Origin of the sequence: Neisseria sp. HMSC068C04, assembly GCF_001810105.1 — a bacterium.
Lineage (GTDB): Bacteria > Pseudomonadota > Gammaproteobacteria > Burkholderiales > Neisseriaceae > Neisseria > Neisseria flavescens_B.
The window spans coordinates 15701-38418 of the sequence record NZ_KV800009.1 but is presented as its reverse complement, the minus strand read 5'-3'; the positions used below and the strand labels follow the sequence as shown (position 1 = coordinate 38418).

Below are 22718 nucleotides of genomic sequence, written 5' to 3'. Positions count from 1 at the left end.
GTTTGCTTTCGCGTTTATCAGTTTTGGTTATATACAATCCGGGCGGAAGTCGGGAAAAAATGCCCACTCAGACAAACATCACAATAAATTGCATATAAATTAATTAGATAAAGATTAAAGTAGCTATTTATACAGGATAAACATACGTTGCAAACAGCATTGCCCAATACGTCAGGCCGTCTGAAAATCCAATATAAATAATTATTTATAATTAAAAAAATATAATCCTTATTATTTACAAAAAATGCAAATAAGAGTAATGTTTCTACTCGCCAAAATACAAGGCCTTTCATTCAACAACAAAATGGAGTGTAGAAACTATGAAACAATGGATGCTTTTAGGATTGCTGGGATTGGGCGCAGTGGCGCAGGCGCACGATGTTTGGGTGGCCGCACCGACACATCAGCCTGCCGGCCAAATCCTGCATGCGGATTTGGGTTACAGCCATGACTTCCCCAATGTCGAAAAAATCGCCGATGACCGCGTGCATATTTTCAAACCGCTGCAATTGACCGGCAGCTCAAAGAAAACCGTTGACATGGTGAATAAGGGCGAAAACTATCAATACGTTTCTAAAGCCGCTTTGCCTGAAGGCTCCTACTGGGTCAGCGCAACCTACAAACCGACTTTCTGGTCGAAAAACCAAGACGGCTGGAAACAGCAAACCTTGAAACAGCTGGCCGGTTCAACCTATTGCGAACAATCGCAAATGTTCGGCAAGAGCTTTGTCCAAGTAGGCAACGGCGCAGTTGATGAAGCTGTGTTGACCCGCCCTATCGGCCAAGAGCTGGAACTGGTTCCGCTGAAAAATCCGAACGAAGTCAAAGCCGGCGGTATTTTGCCGGTCAAAGTCCTGTACAAAGGCGAGCCTTTGGTTAAAGCCACCGTTACCGCCAGCTCGGACACTTTGGCGGAAATGGACTTGGAATCAACCCATGACCACCGCGAACCTCAAGGCTTTTCCGGCAAAACCGATAAAAACGGCGTGGTCAATGTGATTACTCTGATTGACGGTTTGTGGAAAATCAAAGTGGTGAACGAGACCGATTACAGCGATAAAAGCGTATGTCAGAAAGACAATACTTACGCAACGCTGATTGTGCCTGTCGGTACCAAACGCGCGGCTGCACGCCATGCCCACCATCATCAACATTAACAACCATTAAAAAAAGGCCGTCTGAACTTTCAGACGGCCTTCATTTATTCTAATTCATAACCCAAATTTCTAAAAAAACGGGATAATGTTTCCAACTCATCACCATTTAATTGGGCAAAACGGACACGGTTGCAGCCAGTCAAGACCACACTGCCCGTCCAGTGCGCCCCAAAGACGCGCTCTAAAGGGACATTCCTCATTCGATTGATAAACGGTACTTCTGAAGAAAATTGCGTTGCAATATTCGGAGGCGCAAATTTCAAACCCAAGTCCTGCAATGTATAACGGTGTTGCGCCGTCAAAAACATATCCTCGTGGTGCAGCCGCACCAGCCATTCCATACCGGCAATTTTTCCGTCTATCGGCGGCAAAGGCGGCCGGATTTCTACATTTAAACCCAGTTGCCGAGGCATGGTTAAAAGCCGCTTGCTGCGCAGGCTGAAACCGCCGTTCTGCGGCTCGTCCAAATTCGGGGAGTTCTGAATCAGATGCTGTTTGGCCAAATATTGGTCGATTCCCTTCAGGAAAAACTGCCCGTCTGCTTCAGTTTCCAACAAAAGCGACAAAGGTGCGCCGATGTAGTCATATTCCCAATAGGCATCCTGCCAGTTTTGACCGTTCAACACCCAGCCGTCATTTTGAACGATCAAACAATAATCAGTATCGATGTAATACATCAGTTGGTACAAAACAAACAGATTGTATTCCAAATAACCGAATGGCCGGCAAGGCTGATGCAGGATATTTTCCGGCAAACCTTGCGGACAGCTCGGGCTGATCAGCAATCCGCGGCTGCCGGGCAATTCGGCGCAACTGCGGGCAACGGCATACATCGTGCCCTCGGTATAAGAATCTGCACCGGTAATACCCACCACGGTAATGTCAGTAAAACTCATCAATATGTTCCCCTGTTTCAGATGGCCTTTGAGTTATTTACGACGCCTTATTACAGATATCTTTCAAGCGATACAAGGCATCCAAGGCTTCGCGCGGCGTAAGGTTGTCGGGCTGAATTTGCGCCAACGCTTCAGCCAATTCATTGTTCTGCAAATTATCGACAGGCTCAACTTCTTGTTCTTTCCCTTCCTCTTCAACCTCATTTTCAGACGGCATGGCACTGAAAATATCCAACTGCGGACGGTTGGCGGCGGCTTGGTTTTCCAAATCGTTTAAATGCTTTTGAGCCGCTTTCAAAGCGCGGTTGGGCAGGCCTGCGAGTTTGGCAACGGCGATACCGTAGCTTTTGCTGGCAGGGCCGGGTTCGATGTGGTGGAGGAAGACAATGTCTTGGCCTTGCTCAAGTGCGGAGAGGTGCATATTGACTGCCGTAGCATGGGCTTCGGGCAGTTTGGTCAGCTCGAAATAGTGGGTGGCGAAGAGGCTGAAGGATTTGTTTTTTTGCAGCAAATGTTCGGCAATAGCTTGCGCAAGGGCGAGGCCGTCAAAAGTCGAAGTGCCGCGTCCGACTTCGTCCATGAGGACGAGGGATTGCTCGGTGGCGTGGTGGAGGATGTAGGCGGTTTCGCTCATTTCGACCATGAAGGTGGAGCGGTTGGAAGCTAAGTCATCCGATGCACCGATACGGGTAAAGATTTGGTCGATGGGGCCGATTTGGGCTGAATCGGCAGGCACGAAGCTGCCGGTGTGCGCCATGAGGACGATGTGGGCAACTTGGCGCATGTAGGTGGATTTACCGCCCATATTGGGGCCGGTCAAGAGCATGAGGCGGTGTTTGTGGTCGAGACGGGTGTGGTTGGCGGTAAAGTGACGCACTTGTTGCTCGACGACGGGATGGCGGCCGTTTTCGATATGGATGACCGGATAGTCGGCAAACTCGGGGCAGACGAAGCCGCGTTCGGCCGCAATCGCGGCAAACGTAGAAAGTACGTCGAGGGCAGCGGCGGCTTTGGCGGCTTTTTGAAGCTGGGGCAGGGTCGTCTGAATGTCTTTGAGGAGAGCTTCAAACAGGCGTTTTTCCAATGCCAATGCCTGCTCTTGCGCGGTCAGGACTTTGTCTTCAAAGGTTTTGAGCTCGGGGGTGATGAAGCGTTCGGCGTTTTTCAGGGTCTGACGGCGTTGGTAGTCGGCAGGAGCTTGTTCGGCTTGGGCTTTGGAAAGCTCGATGTAGAAGCCGTGGACACGGTTGAACTCGACTTTGAGGGTGGAGAGGCCGGTGCGTTCGCGTTCGCGCGCTTCAAGCTCAAGCAGGAATTCGTCGCCGTGGTTTTGGATATGGCGCAGTTCGTCCAGTTCTGCCGAATAGCCTTGGTTGATGACGCCGCCGTCTTTGAGCCAGACGGTGGGTTCGGGCATCACGGCGGCTTTGAGGGTTTCAGCGACGGGCAGGGTTTCGGGGAAAACGGCTTTGAGGGTTTCCAACAGGCTGCTGCCCTCGGCGGACAATTCGATTTCGGACAGGGCAAACAGGCTGTCGCGCAGGGCGGCGAGGTCGCGCGGGCGGGCGTTGCCAACGGCGATACGGGCGGCGATGCGTTCGATGTCCGCGATGTTTTTCAGACGGCCTTGCAGGGTTTCGTATTGCGAACCCAGCGCGGCAACGGCTTCTTGTCGGGCGCGGATGTGGGCGCGGCTGCGTAAGGGGTGGTGCAGCCAGAGTGCCAAGAGGCGGCTGCCCATGTGGGTGGCGCAGCCGTCGAGTATGGAAAACAGGGTCGGCGATTTTTTGCCGGAGAGGGTTTGCGTGATTTCGAGATTGCGGCGCGTGGCGGCATCCATGCCGATATATTGGCTGTCGGTTTCGAGCGAAATGCCGTCGAGGTGTTGCGGCATCAGGTTTTGCGTCAGGCGGATGTAGTTCAACAACGCGCCCGCCGCGCCGACGGCGGCTTCGTGTTCCTTGCCGTCCAAACCGAAGCCGTGCAGGTCTTGGCAGCCGAAGTATTCGGTCAACAGTTTCGCGCCCGCATCGGCGGCAAACTGCCATGAGTTCAGGCGCGTAATGTTGGCAGAGGTCGTCTGAAAACCATTAGGCAGGCTTTTGCCTTCGGGCAACAGGATTTCCGCCGCCTGCAAACGCGCCAGCTCGTCGGCGAGTTTGTCCGCCGTCGTCAGCTTGGTTTTGAATTCGCCGCTTTGCAAAGATGCCCACGCGATGGCGACGTGTTTTTTATCCGCGTTCACCGCCGCGATGCGGTTGGTTTCCTTGTCTTCCAAAAACGCCGCGTCGGTCAGCGTGCCGGGCGTAACGATGCGCACGACTTTGCGCTCCACCGGCCCTTTGCCCGCGCCGACTTCGCCCACCTGCTCGCACACCGCCACGCTTTTGCCCATCTTCACCAGCCGCGCCAGATACTGCTCCGCCGCGTGAAACGGCACGCCCGCCATCTTAATCGGCACGCCGTCCATCTGCCCGCGTGTGGTCAGGGTGATGTCCAACAGCTTCGCCGCTTCCACCGCATCATCCAAAAACAACTCGTAAAAGTCGCCCATACGGTAAAACACCAGCTTGTCGGCGTGTTGCGATTTGATGGCGAGATACTGCTGCATCATCGGGGAAACAGTGGGTTTGGACATGGAAAAGCCTTAGAAACGCAAAAGCGTTATTGTAACAAAAGGCCGTCTGAAAACCTAAATAAGCTTTCAGACGGCCTTTTATGTGTGCCAAATAAAATTAGTTATAAACGAAAATAATGTCTAAATCTTTCTTCGGCAGGAAATTTTCTTTGACTGCTTGGAAGCGGTTCGGCCCTACTTTGCGCAGGGATTTGTCCCAGCAGAGTGAAATCACGGTATTGGGCTCGCGGTCTATGGTCAGGGTGAATTTACCGATGGGTTTTGCCCAGTTGGCACCTGTGGTCAGGATATAGCCCAAATGGTGATAGACCTTTTCTTCTTTCACATTTTTAAAGTTTTTAAGGAAGTTTTCATCCATACAGTACTCATCTATGAATGCTTTGCTGTCTTTGGCTTTGAGCGAAGGCAGGAAGCTGCCGCCAACCAACGGGGTGTATTGGTGTTTGATTTCGGTTACAGCGTTGGCTTTAAAGGTTTGCTTCCAGCTGTAAATAATCTGCGACGACCAAGACGTCCAGCCCACTATGTTTGATTCGCTGGCTGGAAGCAAGGATTTGATTTTGGGCGAGTTACAAGTACGAATTTTCTCATTGAGCTTTTCGGCATCTTTGTTTTTCGTCCAAGGGTGCATCAGTTCCTGATCGCTCAAACCGCATTTTTTCAAATCGGCGGTCACGTCCACCAGCGAGCCGTTACTCCGTTCAAAATAGGCGCGGACGTGGGCTTGCGAGCGGACAGGTTTGCCGTCGGCGTAAATTCGGAAGCTGTTAACCAAGCCTTTGGTGTCGGCAAAGTCGGAATCGGTGAAAGCAGGAACAATCGGCAAAGGGAAAAGGACGGTTTCGGTAAGGTCTTGCGAGGAGGTGTTTTTAAACCGGTAATGCACGCGAATCTGGTGTTCGCTGATGTATAAATCTTCGCTCTGCATATCGATATGCGGATTTTTCAGATATTTGATGCCGCTTGTGCTGACCGTACCCATACTGTCATTGGCATGAGCGACCCCAGCCAGCAGAAGGAGCAAGATTAAAGCTTTTTGTTTCATGATTTAACCCCTTTGAAACAGGCCGTCTGAAAAACAAGTTTCAGACGGCCTTTACCAGAAGCTTGGTTTTAAGCCAAAGCCACTTCCAAATTATCAATCAGGCGCGTGGTACCCAAACGGGCGGCGGCAAGCACCACCAATTCTTTATCGCCAACATGAGCCACTGCCAAGTTGTGTGCATGGCGGATTTCAACGTAATCAACCACCCAGCCGGCATCGGTCAAACGACGGATACATTCGGCTTCAAGCTGAGCGTAATCCAGATTGCCGTTTTTCAAGGCGGCGGCAATGTTTTGCAACTCTTGATAGAGGCGGGGCGCTTCTGCGCGCTCTGCTTCGCTCAAATATTGGTTGCGGCTGGAAAGTGCCAGGCCGTCTGAAGCGCGGCCGGTGTCGACCGGGACGATTTCGATATTGAAATTCAAGTCTTCGACAAAGCCTTTGATAATCACCAGCTGCTGATAGTCTTTTTTGCCGAAACAGGCGGTATCGGGTTGAACGATGTTGAACAACTTGGTCACAACGGTCGCCACGCCGCGGAAATGGCCCGGACGGAATTTGCCGCACAATTCGTTTTGCAAATGCGGAGGCTCAACATTGAAACGCTGTTCCACATTCGGATACAGCTCTTTTTCATCAGGCGCGAACACGACGGCAACGCCTTCGCCCACCAATTTGTCGGCATCTTGCTGCAAAGTGCGCGGATATTTGTCGAAATCTTCGCCTTGTCCGAATTGCAGGCGGTTGACAAAAATACTGACCACAACGTTATCGGCACGTTTTTTCGCTTCGCGCACCAGCGCAAGATGGCCTTCGTGTAGATTGCCCATGGTCGGCACAAATGCCACTTTTCCGGCAGTTTTGCGCCACTCGCGCAATTCTTTAATCGTATGAATGATTTGCATGGTTTGAAAAATCCTTTATCTTTTCCGCCGCTTCATCAACGGAAATCACGCGCCGATTATACGCTTTTATTCATCAAAAAGGCCGTCTGAAATAAGTTTCAGACGGCCTGGTTTTTATTTTATCCGGCAAACGTATGTTCGACAGATGGGAACGTTTTTGCTTTGACTTCGTCCACATAGGCTTTGACCGCAGCTTGAACGCTGTCTTTGCCCTGCATAAAGTTTTTCACGAATTTGGCGGTTTTACCGGGAAAAATGCCGAGCATATCGTGCATCACCAAAACCTGACCGTCGCAATCCACGCCTGCGCCAATACCGATGGTTGGGCAAGAAACTGTCTCGGTCACTTTTTTCGCCAACTCTGCAGGAACGCATTCCATCAATACGATTGCCGCACCTGCCGCATCATGTGCTTTAGCGTCGTTGAGCAACGCTTCTGCCTTGTCGCCGCGGCCTTGAACTTTATAGCCGCCGAATGCAAACACGGATTGCGGAGTCAGGCCGATGTGGGCGCAAACAGGGATACCGCGCATTTGCAGAAATTCAGTGGTCTCCGCCATCCAGACACCGCCTTCGAGCTTGACCATATGCGCGCCGGCCGCCATCAACTCTGCCGCCGCCGCAAATGCCTGCTCTTTGCTCTGCTGATACGCGCCAAACGGCAAATCACTGACAATCATGGCATTTTTAGTACCGCGAGCCACACATTCAGTGTGGTAGCACATATCCTGCAAGCTCACCGGTAAAGTGGACTGACGACCTTGCACCGCCATGCCCAAAGAATCGCCGACCAGCAATACATCTACTCCGGTATTGTCCATCAGCGCGGCAAAGCTGGATTCATAAGCGGTCAGCATGGCGATTTTTTCGCCCTCTGCTTTCATTTTTTGCAAAGTGTTTACGGTAATCATGGTGTTTTGTGTGTTCCGCCTGACGGGCAGCCCTTTGTTGTAATGGAAACGCGGTATTATAAGGTCTGCTTTTAAAATATCAAAGCATAAGCAAAAAGCCCGACTGCTTTCACAATCGGGCTTTTAATTGGTGCCGGCACCAAGAGTCGAACTCGGGACCCCCTGATTACAAGTCAGGTGCTCTACCAACTGAGCTATACCGGCTTACTGAAATGCTTTGCGGCACCATCAGTCTTTAACTGGTGCCGGCACCAAGAGTCGAACTCGGGACCCCCTGATTACAAGTCAGGTGCTCTACCAACTGAGCTATACCGGCAAGGAAGTCGGCATTATGCCGATAAGTTCCCATTTTGGCAAGCATTTTAAAACAAAGTTACTCACGAAATTATAAAAACCAATGATTTTAAAGAAAATTAAATCCCTGCCTTATCTTTCCATCCAACACACACAAAGGCCGTCTGAAAACCGCCCCAGCGCAAAACATCATTGTTTCTGTTAAAATAACGCCTTTTACATCTTTCGTCTGCACCCATGCCACCCCGCCATCCTTACCGCCGCCTGCGCCCAGCCAAATCCCATCTGCCCGAAGTCGGCATTTCCGAAGAAGGCAATATCCGTTCCCTGCACTTGGGCAGCGACACCATTCAAAGCTCCATGAATGTCGATCATCCGTCCGAGCTGGTGTTGTCGTACAGCCGCGCCATGATGGGTTGGCTGCTGTTTGCAGAAACCCCGCCGAAACACATCACCCAAATCGGCTTAGGTGGCGGCTCGTTTGCCCGTTGGATAGACAGCTATCTGCCCCACACTAAGCAAACCGCCGTGGACATCAATCCGCAAGTCATCGCCGTGGCACGCAGCCTGTTTGAATTGCCGCACGAAGGCGAAAATTTTGAAATTATCGAGGCAGATGGTGCGGAATATATTAAAGTGTTCCGCCACAATACCGATGTAATTTTGGTAGATGGTTTTGACGGCGAACAGATTATTGATGCTTTGGTAGAAGAACCCTTCTTCCAAGACTGCCGCAATGCCCTCTCTCCCGACGGCGTATTTGTCACCAACTGGTGGAGTGGCGACCAGCGTTATCAACGCTTTGTCGAACGCCTGCTCAACGTCTTTGACGGCCGCGTACTCGAGCTGCCTGCAGAAAGCCACGGCAACGTAGCGGTCATGGCATTCCAAAGCAGCCCTAAAGAACAAAATCTCGACAACCTGAAAAAACGCGCCGAAAAATTAAGCGAAAAGTACGGCTTGGACTTCAAACGGATGCTTGCTGATTTGAAAGCCAACAATCAAAACAACGGCAAGAATTTTTATCTGTAAACCGCTTCAGGCCGTCTGAAAAACAAACAAGGACACACTCATGCTCAAACCCGACATCATTCAAATCCCCGGCCCGGCCGGTTTGCTGGAAACCATCTACCTGCCAAGCACACAAGACTCCGCCCGCGGCGTTGCCGTCATCAACCACCCCAATCCCCTGCAAGGCGGCACCAACACCAACAAAGTCATCCAAACCGCTGCCAAAGCCCTCAGCCAGCTCGGTTTCCATTGCTACCTGCCCAATTTGCGCGGCGTAGGCAATAGCGAAGGCGAACACGACTACGGTCGCGGCGAAACGCAAGACTGCATTGCCGTTATCGACTACGCCCGCGCGCAACATCCTGACGCGCCGCAATTCGTCCTGGCCGGTTTCTCATTCGGCGGCTACGTTTCCACCTTTGCCGCACAAGCGCGCACGCCTGATTTGCTGTTGCTGATGGGCGCCGCCGTCCATCACTACACCGACCGACCGGAACCATCCGACGTTCCCGATGTCGCCAAAACATTGATGATTCATGGCGCGGAAGACGAAGTCGTCGAAATCAACAAAGTCCTGACATGGGCAGAACCACAAGGCCTGCCTGTTGTCACCATTGCCGGTTCGTCCCACTTCTTCCACGGCAAACTCATCGTTTTGCGCGATACGATTACACGGTTTGCACCGGCTTTATTAGGTTAAAATCCGGCTACAAAATAAAACAAGGCCGTCTGAAAGCTTTTTCAGACGGCCCTGTTTGTATGAAACCTTATTATCTCAATATCAGGCTCAAGTATTCAGAAATCCATAAAGGATTTTCTGCTTAACATATCAATTCTGAGTCAACCAATACTGCAAACCAATCAAAGTCTTACCATCTTTGATTTCATCGTTTGCCAATGCATTGCGCACCTCGTCCTTGCTCATCAGGACGGTTTCTGTAATTTCATCCTCATCGTTGCTCAACTCGCTGCCCAAACGTACGCCTTGCGCTTGGTAGAGATACATTTTTTCATCGCAAAAACCGACTGCAGTATAAAAGGAGTACAACAGTTTGACACTGTCGGCGACATATGGCGTTTCTTCCGCCAACTCACGCAAAGCGCATTCGGCAGGATCTTCGCCTGCAATATCCAATTTACCCGCCGGCAATTCCAACGTTGCCTGATCAGCGGCATAACGCCACTGGCGCACCAAAACAACTTTGCCGTCTTCCGTTTCCGCCAACACACACGCAGCACCCGGATGGCGGATCACAACCCGTTGGCTTTCATTGCCGTTGGGCAGGCGCACCCGATCGCGGCTGATGGTAACAAAAGAACCTTCATAGATTGGCTCGCTGCTTAATTTAGTTTCTTTCAAATCCATTTTTTACCTCATTTCCAAATTATTAAATATTAAAGGCCGTCTGAAATTTTACAGAAATAAACTCAGAGGATGACTTCTCTAATAGTTACCGCTGATGTCGTTGTTGCAAACGCTCCGTATGTGTTCGCAGCTTCTCACTATTTGCTTGGTAGTCACTTGAAGACAATACAGCAACTATTGCCTCTACCTCATGAGGAAGCAATAAGGCCGTCTGAAAATTCTTAATATAAGCCGCCGCCTGCCTAATACGGCAAACATTGGGTGGCATTTTCGATTTCAACTCACAATCACCTAAGAAAACTACCATTGAATGAAACTTCTCCTCAGGAAATTGCAATAGTTCTGACAATGCTTTGATATGAGCATAATTCTGACGCAACGGGTTTTGGAAATAATGTTTCTGTTTATAGATGATTTGCGTCCATTTAGATTGCTTTTCACTACCAAAAATCCAACCTGTGTAATTTTTAGTTTCTATCACAAATATCCCAAAAATTGAGACATAAATATGATCAATTTGTGTCGTACCATCTCGAGATGGAATAATTAAATCGTGAAACTCAAAATAAGTTTTCTCATCTAAATTTTTTCCAATTACAGAACGAACTGCTATTTCCCCCATGCTTCCCTTTATTTTAGGATTTCTCAACAGTGCTTTGAATAAAAGCAAAGGAATAATGATTAGAAAAATCCAAAATATACCTGACATACTTCCCAATATTTGTTCAATCATGACGTTTTCTTTTTTATTTAAAACTAAAAATTTATATATTTATGATTTATTCCCGAGTACGTTCAATTTCAATACCAACCTGCGCCACATCAGGCAAGATGCCCGGTTTCACAATACGGACGCGCACTTTGGCCGCACCAAAATCATTTAAAATCAATTGGGCAATATGTTCAGCCAACGTTTCCAGCAGTAAAAAATCCTGTTCGGCAAGGTTGCGGCGTACGACTTCACATACTTCGCCATAATGGATGGTGTCGCCGATATCGTCGCTCATGCCCGTACGCTCGGGAACACTGATTTCCAAATCCAAAATCAAAGTCTGTTTACGCTCACGTTCCCAATCATATACGCCGATTAAAGTATCGGCCTTCATGCCGTACAAAAAGATTTTATCCATTTGCCTGTCCGTTTTTTTGATAGAATAACCATTCCCATTTTAAGTAAAGCACCCAAAATGTTCAATGTACTTGCCATTATTGCCGCCTATCTTATCGGCTCCCTGTCTTTTGCCGTCATCGTATCAAAATATTACGGCATGGACGATCCGCGCACTTACGGCTCCGGCAACCCCGGTGCCACCAACGTCTTGCGCAGCGGTAAGAAAAAAGCGGCCGCACTGACCCTGCTCGGCGATGCTGTAAAAGGCTTGGTTGCCGTCATCTTGGCGCGCTGTCTGCAAGATGCTTTAGATTTATCGGATGCAACAATAGCCCTGGTCGCCATTGCCGCATTGGTCGGCCATATGTGGCCAATATTTTTCAATTTTAAAGGCGGCAAAGGCGTAGCCACCGCATTGGGTGTTTTGCTCGCCCTCTCTCCCGTAACCGCCCTGCTCTGCGCCTTGATTTGGCTGCTTATGGCGTTCGGTTTCAAAGTCTCCTCCCTCGCCGCACTGGTCGCCACCGTCTGCGCACCCATCTTCGCCTTCTTCATGATGCCACACACCTCTTGGGCATGGGCAACCGTATTCATTGCAGCATTGGTGTTGTACCGCCATAAAAGCAATATTCAAAACCTGATTCAAGGCAAAGAAAGTAAAATCGGAGATAAAGCCGGAAAATCTTAAAAGTGTAGTGCAATCAATAAAAGGCCGTCTGAAAGTATATTTTTCAGACGGCCTTTTGTATTATTCAAAAATAGCAAAATATCCGTATAAATCAACTGAACATCAAGATAACCCTTAAACTTTCAGTGACAATAACTATTTCTAAAAAATAAAGCCTTGCCAACTTGATGATAAACCAATCAACAAGACCTCAGATGCTTTTCTATTCGTGTTCTTCCAACTGCGCTGCAACGCTGCGAAAATTCAGTAAAGCCGCTTCGATATTCTCAATAATTTCATCGGCCAAAATATCAGGGGCGGGCAGATTGTCCAAGTCGGTTAAAGAATGGTCTTTCAGCCAGAAAATATCCAAGCTGGTTTTTTCGCGCTGATTGATTTCATCGATACCAAATTTACGCCAGCGTCCGTCGGGATTGTTTTCGGCATGATAGGTTTCCACACGTTTTGAACGGTCTTCGGGGCAATAGCAGGTAATGAAATCTTGTAAATCTGCCAACTGCATCGGTTTTTTCTTCAGTGTGTGATGCACATTGGTGCGGTAGTCATATATCCAAACTTCTTGGGTAATCGCTTGCTCTTGTGCGGGGCGGTTATCAAAAAACAACACGTTTGCCTTAACTCCATTCGCGTAGAAAATACCCGTTGGCAAACGTAAAATTGTATGCAAGTCAGTAATTTGCAAAAGCTTCTTACGCACGATTTCGCCTGCGCCGCCTTCAAATAACACATTATCGGGCACGACTACGGCAGCCCGTCCGTTGTTTTTGAGCATGGTGTAAATATGCTGTAAGAAGTTGACTTGTTTGTTGGAAGTGGTTGCCCAAAAGTCTTGGCGGTTATAGACAAAATCTTCGGTTTCGGCTTCGCCCTCGGCATTGGTAATGGTCATGCTGCTTTTTTTACCGAATGGCGGATTGGCTAAAACCAAGTCCACTTTGCGTGCGCTTGGCGCAACCAAGGAGTCATCGGAACTAATCGGGCTATCGCCGTCCATTTCGCCGATGCCGTGTAAAAACAGATTCATCAAACACAAACGGCGCGTATTGGCGACGATTTCATTGCCGAAAAACGTCCCGTTTTTTAACCGCGCTTTTTGCTCGGTGTTTAGATTGGCGTGTTTTTCCAAATAACTGTATGCCGCTAATAAAAAGCCGCCGGTGCCTGCTGCCGGGTCGGCAATCAGGGTATCTACCTGCGGGCGGACACATTCGACAATTGCTTGAATCAAAGCGCGCGGCGTAAAGTATTGCCCCGCGCCTGATTTGGTATCTTCGGCATTTTTTTCCAAAATGCCTTCATAAATATCGCCTTTCACATCCACGCCCAAGCGTGTCCATTTGGTTTCATCAATCATCGCCACCAAACGTGATAATTTGGCCGGGTCTTGGATTTTGTTTTGCGCCTTGGCAAAGATTTGGCCAAGCAAGCCTTTGCGCATACTTAAATCGCGCAACAAAGCGAGATAATGGCTTTCCAATTCCGCGCCCGTGCGGTCGGTCAGACTTTTCCAGTTGTATTCTTGCGGAATGCCGACATCACGATTGTAGGGCGGCTGGCTGTACTCAAATGCCATCTTCAAGAAAATCAGATAGGTAATCTGCTCCAAATAGTCGCCGTAGCTCACGCCGTCATCGCGCAGCATATGGCAGAAACTCCAAACCTTTTGGACGATAGCGTTTGATGTATGGTTTTGCGTTGTGGTCATATTCGTTTTCTCTTTAATTTATTTATCCAAAAGGTTACCTGAAAAAGCCGCTTTTAAGACTGCCTGTTTGAGCAGCTCGGCTTGTTTGAGTTGTTTGGCAAGTTCGGCGGCGAGTTGGTCGCAGGCGGTGAGTTTGCTTTCTAAAATGGCAACGATTTGGGTTTGTTCCGTTAGAGAACAGATAGGAAACAACATATTTTCTATAATTGTTTTATTTAATGCTTTTTGATTGTTTCCTGAACCAATTCGTCTTGTCTGTTCATAATTAAACATAAAAAAATAGTAAAGGTACTCAGAAAGTAAATACTTTTTATTTACTCTGATTGCTGCTGTATTTTGATTGTGGCAAGCCTCTATTTTTAGAATTCCTGCTTGTCCTCTTGTTTTTCCCTCTCCAATCATTGCAAGCATGACTGTTCCAATCGGATGAATATTTGTAGATGAGTTGCTAAGACCTAAATTAGTTATTTTCTCTTTTGTCTCAAGAATATTGGAAAAATTGACTTCACCACTGCTTACCCAAGAAATATCACCGTCCCAATATTCATTATTCTTGCGACTTGGTGTAGAACCAACAAAAACATCTGTAGTATCACCCAAACTACTTTCTAGCCACCCCCTCGGCAAATCTGCAACATTTTCTTCAAATTTGACCGCTTGTGTCGGTGCTTTGGGCTTGCTCGGTTTTTTCCCTTCTTTTCCATTTTGTTCCCATTGGCTGACGGCTGTTTGCCAGTCGGCAAGCTGTTGGGCGTGGTGTTGTTCGCGGGCCGTCTGAATTTGGGCGAGCAGTTCGTTTTCAGACGGCAAGGTATCTGCGTGCTTGCTGCGCCATTCTTTGGTAAGTTCGCCGTTAAAGGCGTTTTTAAGCAGGGATTGGCGGTATTGTTGGATTTGCTGCGCTGCGGTTTTCAGACGACCTATGCCTTCGTCGATTTCGTCAAACAGGCTTTCGATTTTATTGACGATGGCTTGTTGGGTTTCTTTGTTGGTTGGGTAAACAATCGGTAATTTTTTTAATGTAGGGCTAGAAACTTGTTGAAACGTTGTACCAGTGCTATTTTTTAAAAGATATGCCTCACTATTCATTAAAGAATACCAAATAAATTTAGCTTCAACGTTTGCATTAACTTCAATTCCTGCAACACCGCGTCCCAAACAATAAACCTTATCGCTTAAATTCAAGCGTCCAATTGTTGCTCGAATGCAGATAATAATGTCATTGGTCTTGCTTAATTTAGTAGCTTCGTTGGTATATTGTTTAGGAGATGGATATATATTGCCCAAATCACTTGCACCGCCAATTAGCAGATAACCTTCTTTTTCTTTGTTGTAAGATTTTCCGTTTGGAGATTGCCCCATTTTTACAATAGAAATCTCCCCCAAAGTCGTTTTTTCCCACCCTTTCGGCAATTGCTGTTCTGTGGTCATTTTTATGCTGTCCATTGTCGGTTAATCTCGTCTAATAGGGTGTTAAAGTCTTGGTCGTTGGCGGCAATTTCACTCAATACATCATAGGCTTGCCCCAAGCCACCGTATTGATTGAACGGGGTGAGTTCAAAGTCGTTTTCTTCGATGGCAAAGGAAGTGATGATGTGGTCACGAATCATGGTCAGCCATTGCATTTGTTCTTCAGTCAGCGGTTTGTCGGCGCGGGCGTTGTGTTCAAACGTCCATGTTTGGAAGTTTTTACGCACGGTTTTGGTAAACGGGGTGATTTTGTCATCAATGCCAATCACGCGGCGAACAAGGCTGACTAAGGCGGTGAGTTCGCTTTCTACCTGTTCGCTGACGTTATCCAAACGCGCGTATGCCTGCCAAATATGACTGAATGCCAATTTCGGTTTGGCTTTTTTGATGGCGGTTGCCAGCTCTTTAATCATCGCAAGGCTTAAGGCTTGGCGTTGATAAGGCTGATTATAGAAAATCTGCAAGGCGGTAATTTCGTCTTTGTTGTTGTGTATCCATTCGGCAAAATCTTGGGTCAGGGTTTCATCATTTTCTGCCCAGCCTGCGTGGATGACTTCATCAATCTCGGCGTCAATTTTCTGCTCGTTTTGTTTGCGGATGTCGTCCAACGTGGTGATGAGTTCCATGGAAAGCGGACGTGTGGCGGCTTTGACGCGCTGTTTTTGTATCTGTAAAACGGTTTTTTCAGACGGCGTCTCATCGATGGAAATGCCTTCTTGCTCGCAAGCTGCCCGATGGATTTCATCGGCATTGATAGCGTGAAACAGGTCTTTGACCAATTGCGGTAATGGGACGCCGCCTGTAATGGCGGTGATCTGCTGCTGTTGTTCGTCATCCAGCTGTTTGTTTAAACGGGCAAGGCGCGCGGCTAGGGAGCTGATGCTGTCGCTATCAAATGCGCCGCCGAAGACGACAGCTTTTCCTAAATCGGAAAAGCTGACCGAACGCTTGGTGTCTAATTGTTGGCTTGCCGTTTTAAGCGATTTGGTAACACCGATGGCATCAACAATCACATAATGGGTTTTGGCTGATGATGCGGAAGGGCTGACTTTTTGCAAGCCTTCTTTATCAAGCGTGCGTGTGCCGCGTCCTTTCATTTGCTCAAAATAGTTGCGGCTTTTGACATCGCGCATAAACAGCAGGCATTCGAGCGGGCGGACATCTGTTCCCGTGGCAATCATATCGACGGTAACGGCGATGCGCGGGTTGTAATCGTTGCGGAAATTCGCCAAGACGGTTTTGGGTTCTTCGCCTTGCTCAATGATTTCTCCGTTCTCGCCCACAATATCGTCTTTGGCTTTGTAAGTGATTTTTTTGCAAAATTCGTTGCCTTGTCCGAACTCTTCCCGCACCATTTTGATGATGTCGTCGGCGTGGCTGTCGTTTTTGGCAAAAATCAGGGTTTTTGGCACTTCTTGACGATTTGGGAACATTACGGGCAAATGGTCTCGGAAAGTACGGATAATGGTGCGGATTTGGCTTGGATTGACAACATCTCTGTCGAGTTGCTTGGCGGTATAGTCTTCATCGCTATCTTGCTGCTGCCAGCGTTTACGGCGTGTGGTGCGTTCGCGGTGTTCGACCAGCTCTTCTGCTTTGAATTTGCCGCCATCCAGGCTGATTTTGGTATTGATCAGATAGACTTCATTGCCTACGTTTACGCCATCGGCAACGGCTTGCTCGTGGCTGTATTCGCTGACCACGTTTTGATTGAAAAAACCAAAAGTGCGGTTGTCCGGTGTGGCCGTTAAGCCAATCAGATAAGCATCAAAATAATCCAGCACTTGCCGCCACAGGTTGTAAATGGAGCGATGGCATTCGTCGATAAAAATAAAATCAAAAAATTCGGGTGGCAGATCCGGTTGATAGGCAACGGGCAATGGTTCTTTTAAGCGGTTTTCCCATTCTTCCAATTCTATGCTGTCATCCGGTATCGCCAGATCTTCCCCTTTTAATAGGGAATACATGCGCTGAATGGTACAAATGCAAACTTCTACGCCGTTGGGAATGTGCGGCGATTTAATAACTTGAGCGTTGTAGAGTTCGGTAAATTTGCGGTTGTCGTCAGACGGGGTAAAAACCAACATTTCCTGCTCGGCCTGTTCGCCCAAATTGACGGTATCGACTAAAAACAAGATGCGGCGTTTGCCTGTGTATTTGAGCAAGCGATACATAATGCTGATGGCGGTATAGGTTTTGCCTGCACCTGTGGCCATTTGAATCAAGGCGCGCGGTAAATCTTTTGCCAAAGAATCTTGCATATTTTCGATGGCGGTTAATTGGCAATCGCGCAAGCCGAGTTCAGCCGCAGACAGATGGTTGGGATTGAGCGCAGGTATGGCTTTAAGTTTGGCACGCAGGGTGTTTTTGCCTTCTTTTGCCCATTTTTTCAATGTCTCGGGGCGGTGAAAGTTGAATACTTCACGGGCACGCGGGGCGGGATCGTTGCGGTTGGTAAAGCGGGTAATGACGCCCGTGCTTTCATATAAAAAAGCAATATCCGCTTGCGGGATATGTTTGAGTTCGCTATCTGCATAACGCGCGCTTTGCTCTTCAACTGTGTTGAGCTTATGGCCAAAGTTTTCTTCTTTGGCTTCAATAATGGCAACCGGCTCTCTATCAACAAATAGCAAATAATCTACTGGCCCGCTGTCTGTAGGGTATTCACGCACTGCTACACCCAAACTATTATTGGGATTAAAGTGCTTCACCGACTGTATCGTCCAGCCTGCCTGCTTTAATTTTTGATCAATAATGTCGCGGGCTTGCTGTTCGGGATGTTGGTTGTAGGTTATTTGTTTTCCCATATATTTTTCCTAGGTATCTCGTTAGCTTTTATAAGAAATTAAAAATAAAACTGTCCCATGCCTTATTAATAGAATTGCAATGACTGTATATTTTGGAACTGTTTTTCTTGATCATCGCAGAATTGACTTTAGATTTTACTACATGGGATTAATTACAGTAAGAAATTTGCTGATAAACAGTTTTCTAAAAAAGAAAAGCCCTCTAAATATACCTATTAAAGATATTTAGAGGGCTTTAAATTAACTTAACCTTAATTTATTAAGTAACTTAGAACGGAATATCGTCGTCGATATCATCAACCGGAGCAGTCGGTTGTGCTGGGGCAGGACGACGGGCTGGGGCGGCTGGGGGTTCTTGAGCTGGGGCAGATTGGTATTGCTGCTGTGGCGCTTGTTGGTAGCTGCTTTGGCTTGAATGACCGCCTTGGTTGTAGCCGTCATCGTATGGTGCACCGCCGCTGTTGTCGTTGCGGCCGCCGAGCATTTTCATTTCGTTGGCGATGATGTCGTAAGCGGTGCGCTCGATGCCGTCTTTGCCTTGGTATTTACGGCTTTGGATACGGCCTTCCAAATACACTTGGCTGCCTTTACGCAGGTATTGACCGGCGATTTCGGCGAGTTTGCGGTACATGGTGATGTTGTGCCATTCGGTACGTTCTACGCGTTGGCCGTTGCGGTCGTTCCACGTTTCACTGGTGGCAACGCTGAAGTTACAGACGGCCTCGCCGTTGGGCATATAGCGGACTTCTGGGTCGCGGCCGAGGCGGCCGATGAGGATAACTTTATTCAATGACATTTTACACTCCTATGATAATTTTTTCGGCGGCCTCTTGGTTGAATCCTTTTTGCAAGGCCTTGATATAAATGGTTTGTTTGTCCGCGCTAAAGCTAATGCTTTCAACGCCTTCAATTTCGGTCAATTTTTGGTAGAGCAAATCCGGATTTTGTTGCCATTCGGCGTTAAGTGGATAGCTGAGGTTTTTGACGGGTTTCGGTGCCGGCGAAATGACTGCCAATACCAGCCACAGCAACATCAATACGCTACAAAAGGCAAATACGCCTACAAAACCGTATTTTTGGAACAATAAACCACCGGTTGCGCCGCCGACAAACAAGCCGACCGACTGCATGGTGTTATACACGCCCATCGCGGTGCCTTTCAAATCGGACGGAGCGATTTTCGACACCATAGACGGCAGGCTGGCTTCCAATACATTGAAACCAATAAAATAAACAATCAGATAAGCGGTAATCAACCATACCGAGTGCATTCCAAACAGCAGACCGATTTGCGCCGCGGCAATGCAGACGATACCTAGGATAAACACTTGTTTGAGTTTGTTGCGCGTTTCGCCGACGATAATCAGCGGCACCATAATAATCAGGCCGGTAATGGTTGACGGCAGATAGACTTGCCAGTGATGGATTTTTTCCAAACCCAACTGCGTCATGGCAAACGGCAATGCGGTAAATAAAGCCATTTGCGCCGCATGCAAGGCAAAAATACCGAAATCGAGATTGAGCAGTTGGCGGTTTTTCAATACTTCGCCCATACGAGAAGGCTGCGCCTGCGTGTCTTCGTGCATTTTGGATACTTCAGGATCAGGCGTCATCCAGGCAACCACGCCGATACTAATTACAGTCAGAATACCGGTCAGCGCAAACAGGCCGGATACGCCGATAAAGCTGGCAATCATCGGGGCAAGCACTAGGCTGACAGAGAAGGTCAAGCCGATACTCAGGCCGATCATCGCCATCGCACGCGTCCGCACTTCATTACGGGTCAAATCCGCCAGCAAAGCCGTTACCGCCGCGCTGACGGCACCCGCGCCTTGAATGGCACGCGCGGCAACCAACATCTGCAGGCTGTCGGCAACTGCGGCCAAAAAACTACCCGCCGCAAACACAATCAAGCCGGCATAAATCACTTTTTTACGGCCGAACTTATCAGAAGCCATGCCCAAAGGCAGCTGCAGCAAAGCCTGTGTCAGCCCGTAAATACCCATCGCCATACCGACCAACGCTTTATTGTTTTCTGCGCCGGGCAACGAAGCGGCATACATCGCCAAAACAGGCAACACCAAAAACATCCCCAACATACGCAGTGCGTAAACGCCGGAAAGTGTGGTACTGGCACGCCACTCGTGCGGAAACATTTGAATGCGGTTATCTCTTGCCATAAATAATGTTTCAGACGGCCTTAAGTTTGCGAAAGGCCGTCTGAAAGTGTGAATTAACAGATTTTCTGATTATACAGGATTCAAAGGAATTGCATGGGGTCAAATCGCAAGCCGTTTATTGCAAACCCGCTCCATCAGTATAAAACGGTTTGGTTTCAACAAAAAACAATGTCACGCAAGATCTGCCCTATCCCATTTATCCCGAATCAACCCCACTGCCATCTATTTCGCCACGCGCCTAACACGGCATTTGGATATTTGTTACTGCCCAAGCTGCCGTTAAACCTTGCCAAAGCGCGGACAATATTGCCTTTTTCGATATTGTTGTAATGGCGAAGAATGGTGCAACCATAGCGCAGATTGGTGCGGATATCGAAAAGGTTGTGTGACGGATTACCGATATAGTTTTTCCAAAACGGCATCACCTGCATCAAACCGCGCGCGCCCACGCCGCTGATGGCATATTGGCGAAACGCGCTTTCCACTTCAATCAAACCTAAAATCACTTGAGTATTGAGTCCGGCACGACTGCTTTCGTATTGAATATTGACCAACAGGCGGCGGCGCTCACCCTCATCGGGAATAAAGCGTGCCAATCGGGAAGACATCGCCGCCAACCAACGCTCCCCTTCCCTCGAATCGGCAAACACCAGCCGCGCAGGGCTGGCACTATTGATCGAACTGCGCATCACGGAAGCCACATCATCGGCCAGCGTTTCTTCACGTTGCGCCCCCGCCCATGCGGTCGCAGGCGTCAAAAGCATGGCTCCGCCGACTTGCAACAGACGGCGGCGCGATAAAAATAAGGAATCTTGGTTTTCCGATTTCATGTGTTTTCTCTTTTTAGGCCGTCTGAAAAGTTCAGACGGCCTTTGATATATTGGCTTAAAGTCAGCATTATAAAATACATCTATGAGCAGAATCAAAGAGCTGTATACCTTTTATTGTCAAGTGATACCGCCTCAAGTAACATTTAGGTTTTTCTAATCAACCGGTATTTTTTATGACCACCACTCCCGCCAACGTTTTAGCCTCCGTCGACTTGGGTTCCAACAGTTTCCGCCTGCAAATCTGTGAAAACAACAACGGCCAGCTGAAAGTCATCGACTCGTTCAAACAAATGGTTCGCTTTGCCGCCGGCTTGGACGAACAAAAAAACCTGAGCGAAGCCTCTCAAGAACAAGCCTTGGAATGTTTGGCAAAATTTGGCGAACGCCTGCGCGGATTCCAACCCGAAAACGTGCGCGTGGTGGCCACCAACACTTTCCGCGTCGCCAAAAACATCGCCCAATTCCTGCCCCGTGCCGAAGCGGCGTTGGGCTTCCCCATCGAAGTCATTGCCGGCCGTGAAGAAGCGCGTCTGATTTACACCGGCGTAGTGCATACCCTGCCGCCCAAAGGCGACAAAATGCTGGTTATCGACATTGGCGGCGGCTCGACCGAATTTGTCATCGGCTCGGATTTGCAACCACTGACTACAGAAAGCCTGCCTTTGGGCTGCGTAACGTACAGCATGCGCTTCTTCCAAAACAAAGTGACCGCCAAAGATTTCCAAGCCGCCGTTTCCGCCGCGCGTATCGAAATCCAGCGCATCAGCAAAATGATGAAGCGTACCGGTTGGGATTTCGCCATCGGCACTTCCGGCTCGGCAAAATCCATACGCGACGTTTTGGCGGCCGAATTGCCGCAAGAAGCCGACATTACCGCCCAAGGCATGCGTTATCTTGCCGATAGGATTATCGAGGCCGGTTCGGTAAAAAAAGCCAAATTTGAAAACCTCAAACCCGAACGCATTGAAGTTTTTGCAGGCGGATTGGCTGTGATGATGGCCGCTTTTGAAGAACTCTCGCTGACCAAAATGACCGTTACCGAGGCCGCACTCCGCGACGGTGTGTTCTACGACTTAATCGGCCGCAGCCTCAATGTCGATATGCGCGAACAGACAACGGCAGAGTTCCAAAAACGCTACCACGTCAGCCTCAACCAAGCCAAACGCGTTGCCGATACCGCGCAAGCCTTCATGAACAGCCTGTGCCACGCCAAAAATGTAACCGTTCAAGAGCTTGCCCTGTGGAACCAATACCTCAGCCGCGCAGGCCGTCTGCATGAAATCGGTTTGGATATTGCCCATACCGGCTATCACAAACACTCCGCCTATATTCTCGAAAACGCCGATATGCCGGGCTTCTCACGCAAAGAGCAAACCATTTTGGCGCAACTGGTTATCGGCCATCGCGGCGACCTCAAGAAAATGGCGGACATTATCGGCAACAACGAAATCATGTGGTGTGCCGTATTGTCCCTGCGCCTGGCCGCCCTCTTCTGCCGCTCGCGCCTGCCGCTTGATTTGCCGCCGCAAACCCAGCTTCGCGTCGATGAAAACAACCACGGCTTTATCTTGCGCATCAGCGCACAATGGCTGGAGCAACACCCGCTCATCGCCGATGCGCTGGACTACGAAAGCGCGCAATGGCAAAAAATCGATATGCCTTTCTCGGTTCAAGCACAATAAACCGCGCTCCGTTATAATAGGC

Annotated in this window: 19 protein-coding genes and 2 tRNA genes; 5 read left to right on the top strand and 16 right to left on the bottom strand. The window is 48.7% G+C overall.

Features of this window, described 5'->3' with window-relative positions; genetic code table 11:
* The first annotated feature begins 320 nt into the window (after positions 1-320).
* Complete coding sequence (locus tag HMPREF2700_RS10845; protein WP_070592067.1) at positions 321-1157, top strand: DUF4198 domain-containing protein; 837 nt, start codon at positions 321-323, stop codon at positions 1155-1157.
* Positions 1158-1201: 44 nt separating this feature from the next.
* On the opposite strand, the gene HMPREF2700_RS10840 is transcribed toward HMPREF2700_RS10845, so the two are convergent.
* The 7 genes from HMPREF2700_RS10840 to HMPREF2700_RS10810 all read right to left on the bottom strand — a co-directional run bounded on the left by HMPREF2700_RS10840 (position 1202) and on the right by HMPREF2700_RS10810 (position 7868).
* Entirely contained in the window at positions 1202-2053 is an 852-nt protein-coding gene (locus tag HMPREF2700_RS10840; RefSeq protein WP_070592065.1) for a DUF5672 family protein, read from the bottom strand.
* A 37-nt stretch (positions 2054-2090) separates the two neighbouring features.
* The gene (gene mutS, locus HMPREF2700_RS10835; protein WP_070592064.1) at positions 2091-4691 is read right to left on the bottom strand and encodes a DNA mismatch repair protein MutS; all 2601 of its coding nucleotides are present in this window, start codon (positions 4689-4691) and stop codon (positions 2091-2093) included.
* Positions 4692-4788: 97 nt separating this feature from the next.
* Positions 4789-5736, bottom strand: a complete 948-nt coding sequence (locus HMPREF2700_RS10830; protein WP_070592062.1) for a DUF4424 family protein — start codon at positions 5734-5736, stop codon at positions 4789-4791.
* Positions 5737-5804: 68 nt separating this feature from the next.
* Positions 5805-6641 carry a pantoate--beta-alanine ligase gene (gene panC, locus HMPREF2700_RS10825; RefSeq protein ID WP_070592060.1) on the bottom strand — a complete coding sequence of 279 codons (837 nt, stop codon included), beginning with the start codon at positions 6639-6641 and terminating at the stop codon, positions 5805-5807.
* A gap of 119 nt (positions 6642-6760) precedes the next feature.
* Complete coding sequence (gene panB, locus HMPREF2700_RS10820) at positions 6761-7552, bottom strand: 3-methyl-2-oxobutanoate hydroxymethyltransferase (RefSeq protein ID WP_070592058.1); 792 nt, start codon at positions 7550-7552, stop codon at positions 6761-6763.
* A gap of 128 nt (positions 7553-7680) precedes the next feature.
* A tRNA-Thr gene (locus HMPREF2700_RS10815) sits at positions 7681-7756 on the bottom strand.
* A 36-nt stretch (positions 7757-7792) separates the two neighbouring features.
* Positions 7793-7868 (bottom strand) — tRNA-Thr (locus HMPREF2700_RS10810).
* Between the two features lie 215 nt (positions 7869-8083).
* Between HMPREF2700_RS10810 and HMPREF2700_RS10805 the strand changes: the two genes are divergently transcribed.
* Positions 8084-8878 (top strand): polyamine aminopropyltransferase, encoded by a 795-nt coding sequence (locus HMPREF2700_RS10805; protein ID WP_070592056.1) that lies wholly within the window; start codon positions 8084-8086, stop codon positions 8876-8878.
* A gap of 40 nt (positions 8879-8918) precedes the next feature.
* Positions 8919-9557 carry an alpha/beta hydrolase gene (locus tag HMPREF2700_RS10800; RefSeq protein ID WP_070592055.1) on the top strand — a complete coding sequence of 213 codons (639 nt, stop codon included), beginning with the start codon at positions 8919-8921 and terminating at the stop codon, positions 9555-9557.
* A 129-nt stretch (positions 9558-9686) separates the two neighbouring features.
* Here HMPREF2700_RS10800 and HMPREF2700_RS10795 read toward each other — a convergent pair whose 3' ends face one another.
* The 3 genes from HMPREF2700_RS10795 to folB form a co-directional block, all read right to left on the bottom strand.
* Positions 9687-10223, bottom strand: coding sequence for an NUDIX hydrolase (locus HMPREF2700_RS10795; RefSeq protein WP_070592054.1), 537 nt, complete (start codon positions 10221-10223; stop codon positions 9687-9689).
* 85 nt (positions 10224-10308) lie between these two features.
* Positions 10309-10956 (bottom strand): nuclease-related domain-containing protein, encoded by a 648-nt coding sequence (locus HMPREF2700_RS10790; protein ID WP_070592052.1) that lies wholly within the window; start codon positions 10954-10956, stop codon positions 10309-10311.
* Between the two features lie 46 nt (positions 10957-11002).
* Positions 11003-11353: a dihydroneopterin aldolase gene (gene folB, locus HMPREF2700_RS10785; protein WP_070592051.1), complete on the bottom strand. Its 351-nt coding sequence runs from the start codon at positions 11351-11353 to the stop codon at positions 11003-11005.
* 57 nt (positions 11354-11410) lie between these two features.
* Here folB and plsY point away from each other — a divergent pair, with 57 nt between their 5' ends.
* Positions 11411-12022, top strand: a complete 612-nt coding sequence (gene plsY / locus HMPREF2700_RS10780) for a glycerol-3-phosphate 1-O-acyltransferase PlsY (RefSeq protein ID WP_070592049.1) — start codon at positions 11411-11413, stop codon at positions 12020-12022.
* Between the two features lie 202 nt (positions 12023-12224).
* On the opposite strand, the gene HMPREF2700_RS10775 is transcribed toward plsY, so the two are convergent.
* From HMPREF2700_RS10775 to HMPREF2700_RS10750, 6 genes are all read right to left on the bottom strand, one after another.
* On the bottom strand, positions 12225-13727 hold the full coding sequence (locus HMPREF2700_RS10775; protein WP_070592048.1) for a class I SAM-dependent DNA methyltransferase: 1503 nt from the start codon (positions 13725-13727) through the stop codon (positions 12225-12227).
* 18 nt (positions 13728-13745) lie between these two features.
* Positions 13746-15158 (bottom strand): restriction endonuclease subunit S, encoded by a 1413-nt coding sequence (locus HMPREF2700_RS10770; protein WP_070592046.1) that lies wholly within the window; start codon positions 15156-15158, stop codon positions 13746-13748.
* Positions 15159-15160: 2 nt separating this feature from the next.
* A complete protein-coding gene (locus tag HMPREF2700_RS10765) occupies positions 15161-18004 on the bottom strand; it encodes a type I restriction endonuclease subunit R (protein WP_070592045.1) in 2844 nt (947 codons plus the stop codon).
* Positions 18005-18272: 268 nt separating this feature from the next.
* Positions 18273-18800, bottom strand: a complete 528-nt coding sequence (locus tag HMPREF2700_RS10760; protein ID WP_049332709.1) for a single-stranded DNA-binding protein — start codon at positions 18798-18800, stop codon at positions 18273-18275.
* A gap of 1 nt (position 18801) precedes the next feature.
* Positions 18802-20184 carry an MFS transporter gene (locus HMPREF2700_RS10755; protein WP_070592043.1) on the bottom strand — a complete coding sequence of 461 codons (1383 nt, stop codon included), beginning with the start codon at positions 20182-20184 and terminating at the stop codon, positions 18802-18804.
* A 206-nt stretch (positions 20185-20390) separates the two neighbouring features.
* Positions 20391-21014 carry a lytic transglycosylase domain-containing protein gene (locus tag HMPREF2700_RS10750; protein WP_039863563.1) on the bottom strand — a complete coding sequence of 208 codons (624 nt, stop codon included), beginning with the start codon at positions 21012-21014 and terminating at the stop codon, positions 20391-20393.
* A gap of 173 nt (positions 21015-21187) precedes the next feature.
* On the opposite strand from HMPREF2700_RS10750, the gene ppx reads away from it, so the two are divergent.
* Entirely contained in the window at positions 21188-22696 is a 1509-nt protein-coding gene (gene ppx, locus HMPREF2700_RS10745; protein ID WP_070592042.1) for an exopolyphosphatase, read from the top strand.
* Positions 22697-22718 lie beyond the last annotated feature (22 nt).

Coding starts and splice junctions, on each gene's coding strand:
- HMPREF2700_RS10845 (WP_070592067.1), top strand. CDS start 321: ATGAAACAATGGATGCTTTTAGGATTGCTGGGATTGGGCGCAGTGGCG.
- HMPREF2700_RS10840 (WP_070592065.1), bottom strand. CDS start 2,053: ATGAGTTTTACTGACATTACCGTGGTGGGTATTACCGGTGCAGATTCT.
- mutS (WP_070592064.1), bottom strand. CDS start 4,691: ATGTCCAAACCCACTGTTTCCCCGATGATGCAGCAGTATCTCGCCATC.
- HMPREF2700_RS10830 (WP_070592062.1), bottom strand. CDS start 5,736: ATGAAACAAAAAGCTTTAATCTTGCTCCTTCTGCTGGCTGGGGTCGCT.
- panC (WP_070592060.1), bottom strand. CDS start 6,641: ATGCAAATCATTCATACGATTAAAGAATTGCGCGAGTGGCGCAAAACT.
- panB (WP_070592058.1), bottom strand. CDS start 7,552: ATGATTACCGTAAACACTTTGCAAAAAATGAAAGCAGAGGGCGAAAAA.
- HMPREF2700_RS10805 (WP_070592056.1), top strand. CDS start 8,084: ATGCCACCCCGCCATCCTTACCGCCGCCTGCGCCCAGCCAAATCCCAT.
- HMPREF2700_RS10800 (WP_070592055.1), top strand. CDS start 8,919: ATGCTCAAACCCGACATCATTCAAATCCCCGGCCCGGCCGGTTTGCTG.
- HMPREF2700_RS10795 (WP_070592054.1), bottom strand. CDS start 10,223: ATGGATTTGAAAGAAACTAAATTAAGCAGCGAGCCAATCTATGAAGGT.
- HMPREF2700_RS10790 (WP_070592052.1), bottom strand. CDS start 10,956: ATGATTGAACAAATATTGGGAAGTATGTCAGGTATATTTTGGATTTTT.
- folB (WP_070592051.1), bottom strand. CDS start 11,353: ATGGATAAAATCTTTTTGTACGGCATGAAGGCCGATACTTTAATCGGC.
- plsY (WP_070592049.1), top strand. CDS start 11,411: ATGTTCAATGTACTTGCCATTATTGCCGCCTATCTTATCGGCTCCCTG.
- HMPREF2700_RS10775 (WP_070592048.1), bottom strand. CDS start 13,727: ATGACCACAACGCAAAACCATACATCAAACGCTATCGTCCAAAAGGTT.
- HMPREF2700_RS10770 (WP_070592046.1), bottom strand. CDS start 15,158: ATGACCACAGAACAGCAATTGCCGAAAGGGTGGGAAAAAACGACTTTG.
- HMPREF2700_RS10765 (WP_070592045.1), bottom strand. CDS start 18,004: ATGGGAAAACAAATAACCTACAACCAACATCCCGAACAGCAAGCCCGC.
- HMPREF2700_RS10760 (WP_049332709.1), bottom strand. CDS start 18,800: ATGTCATTGAATAAAGTTATCCTCATCGGCCGCCTCGGCCGCGACCCA.
- HMPREF2700_RS10755 (WP_070592043.1), bottom strand. CDS start 20,184: ATGGCAAGAGATAACCGCATTCAAATGTTTCCGCACGAGTGGCGTGCC.
- HMPREF2700_RS10750 (WP_039863563.1), bottom strand. CDS start 21,014: ATGAAATCGGAAAACCAAGATTCCTTATTTTTATCGCGCCGCCGTCTG.
- ppx (WP_070592042.1), top strand. CDS start 21,188: ATGACCACCACTCCCGCCAACGTTTTAGCCTCCGTCGACTTGGGTTCC.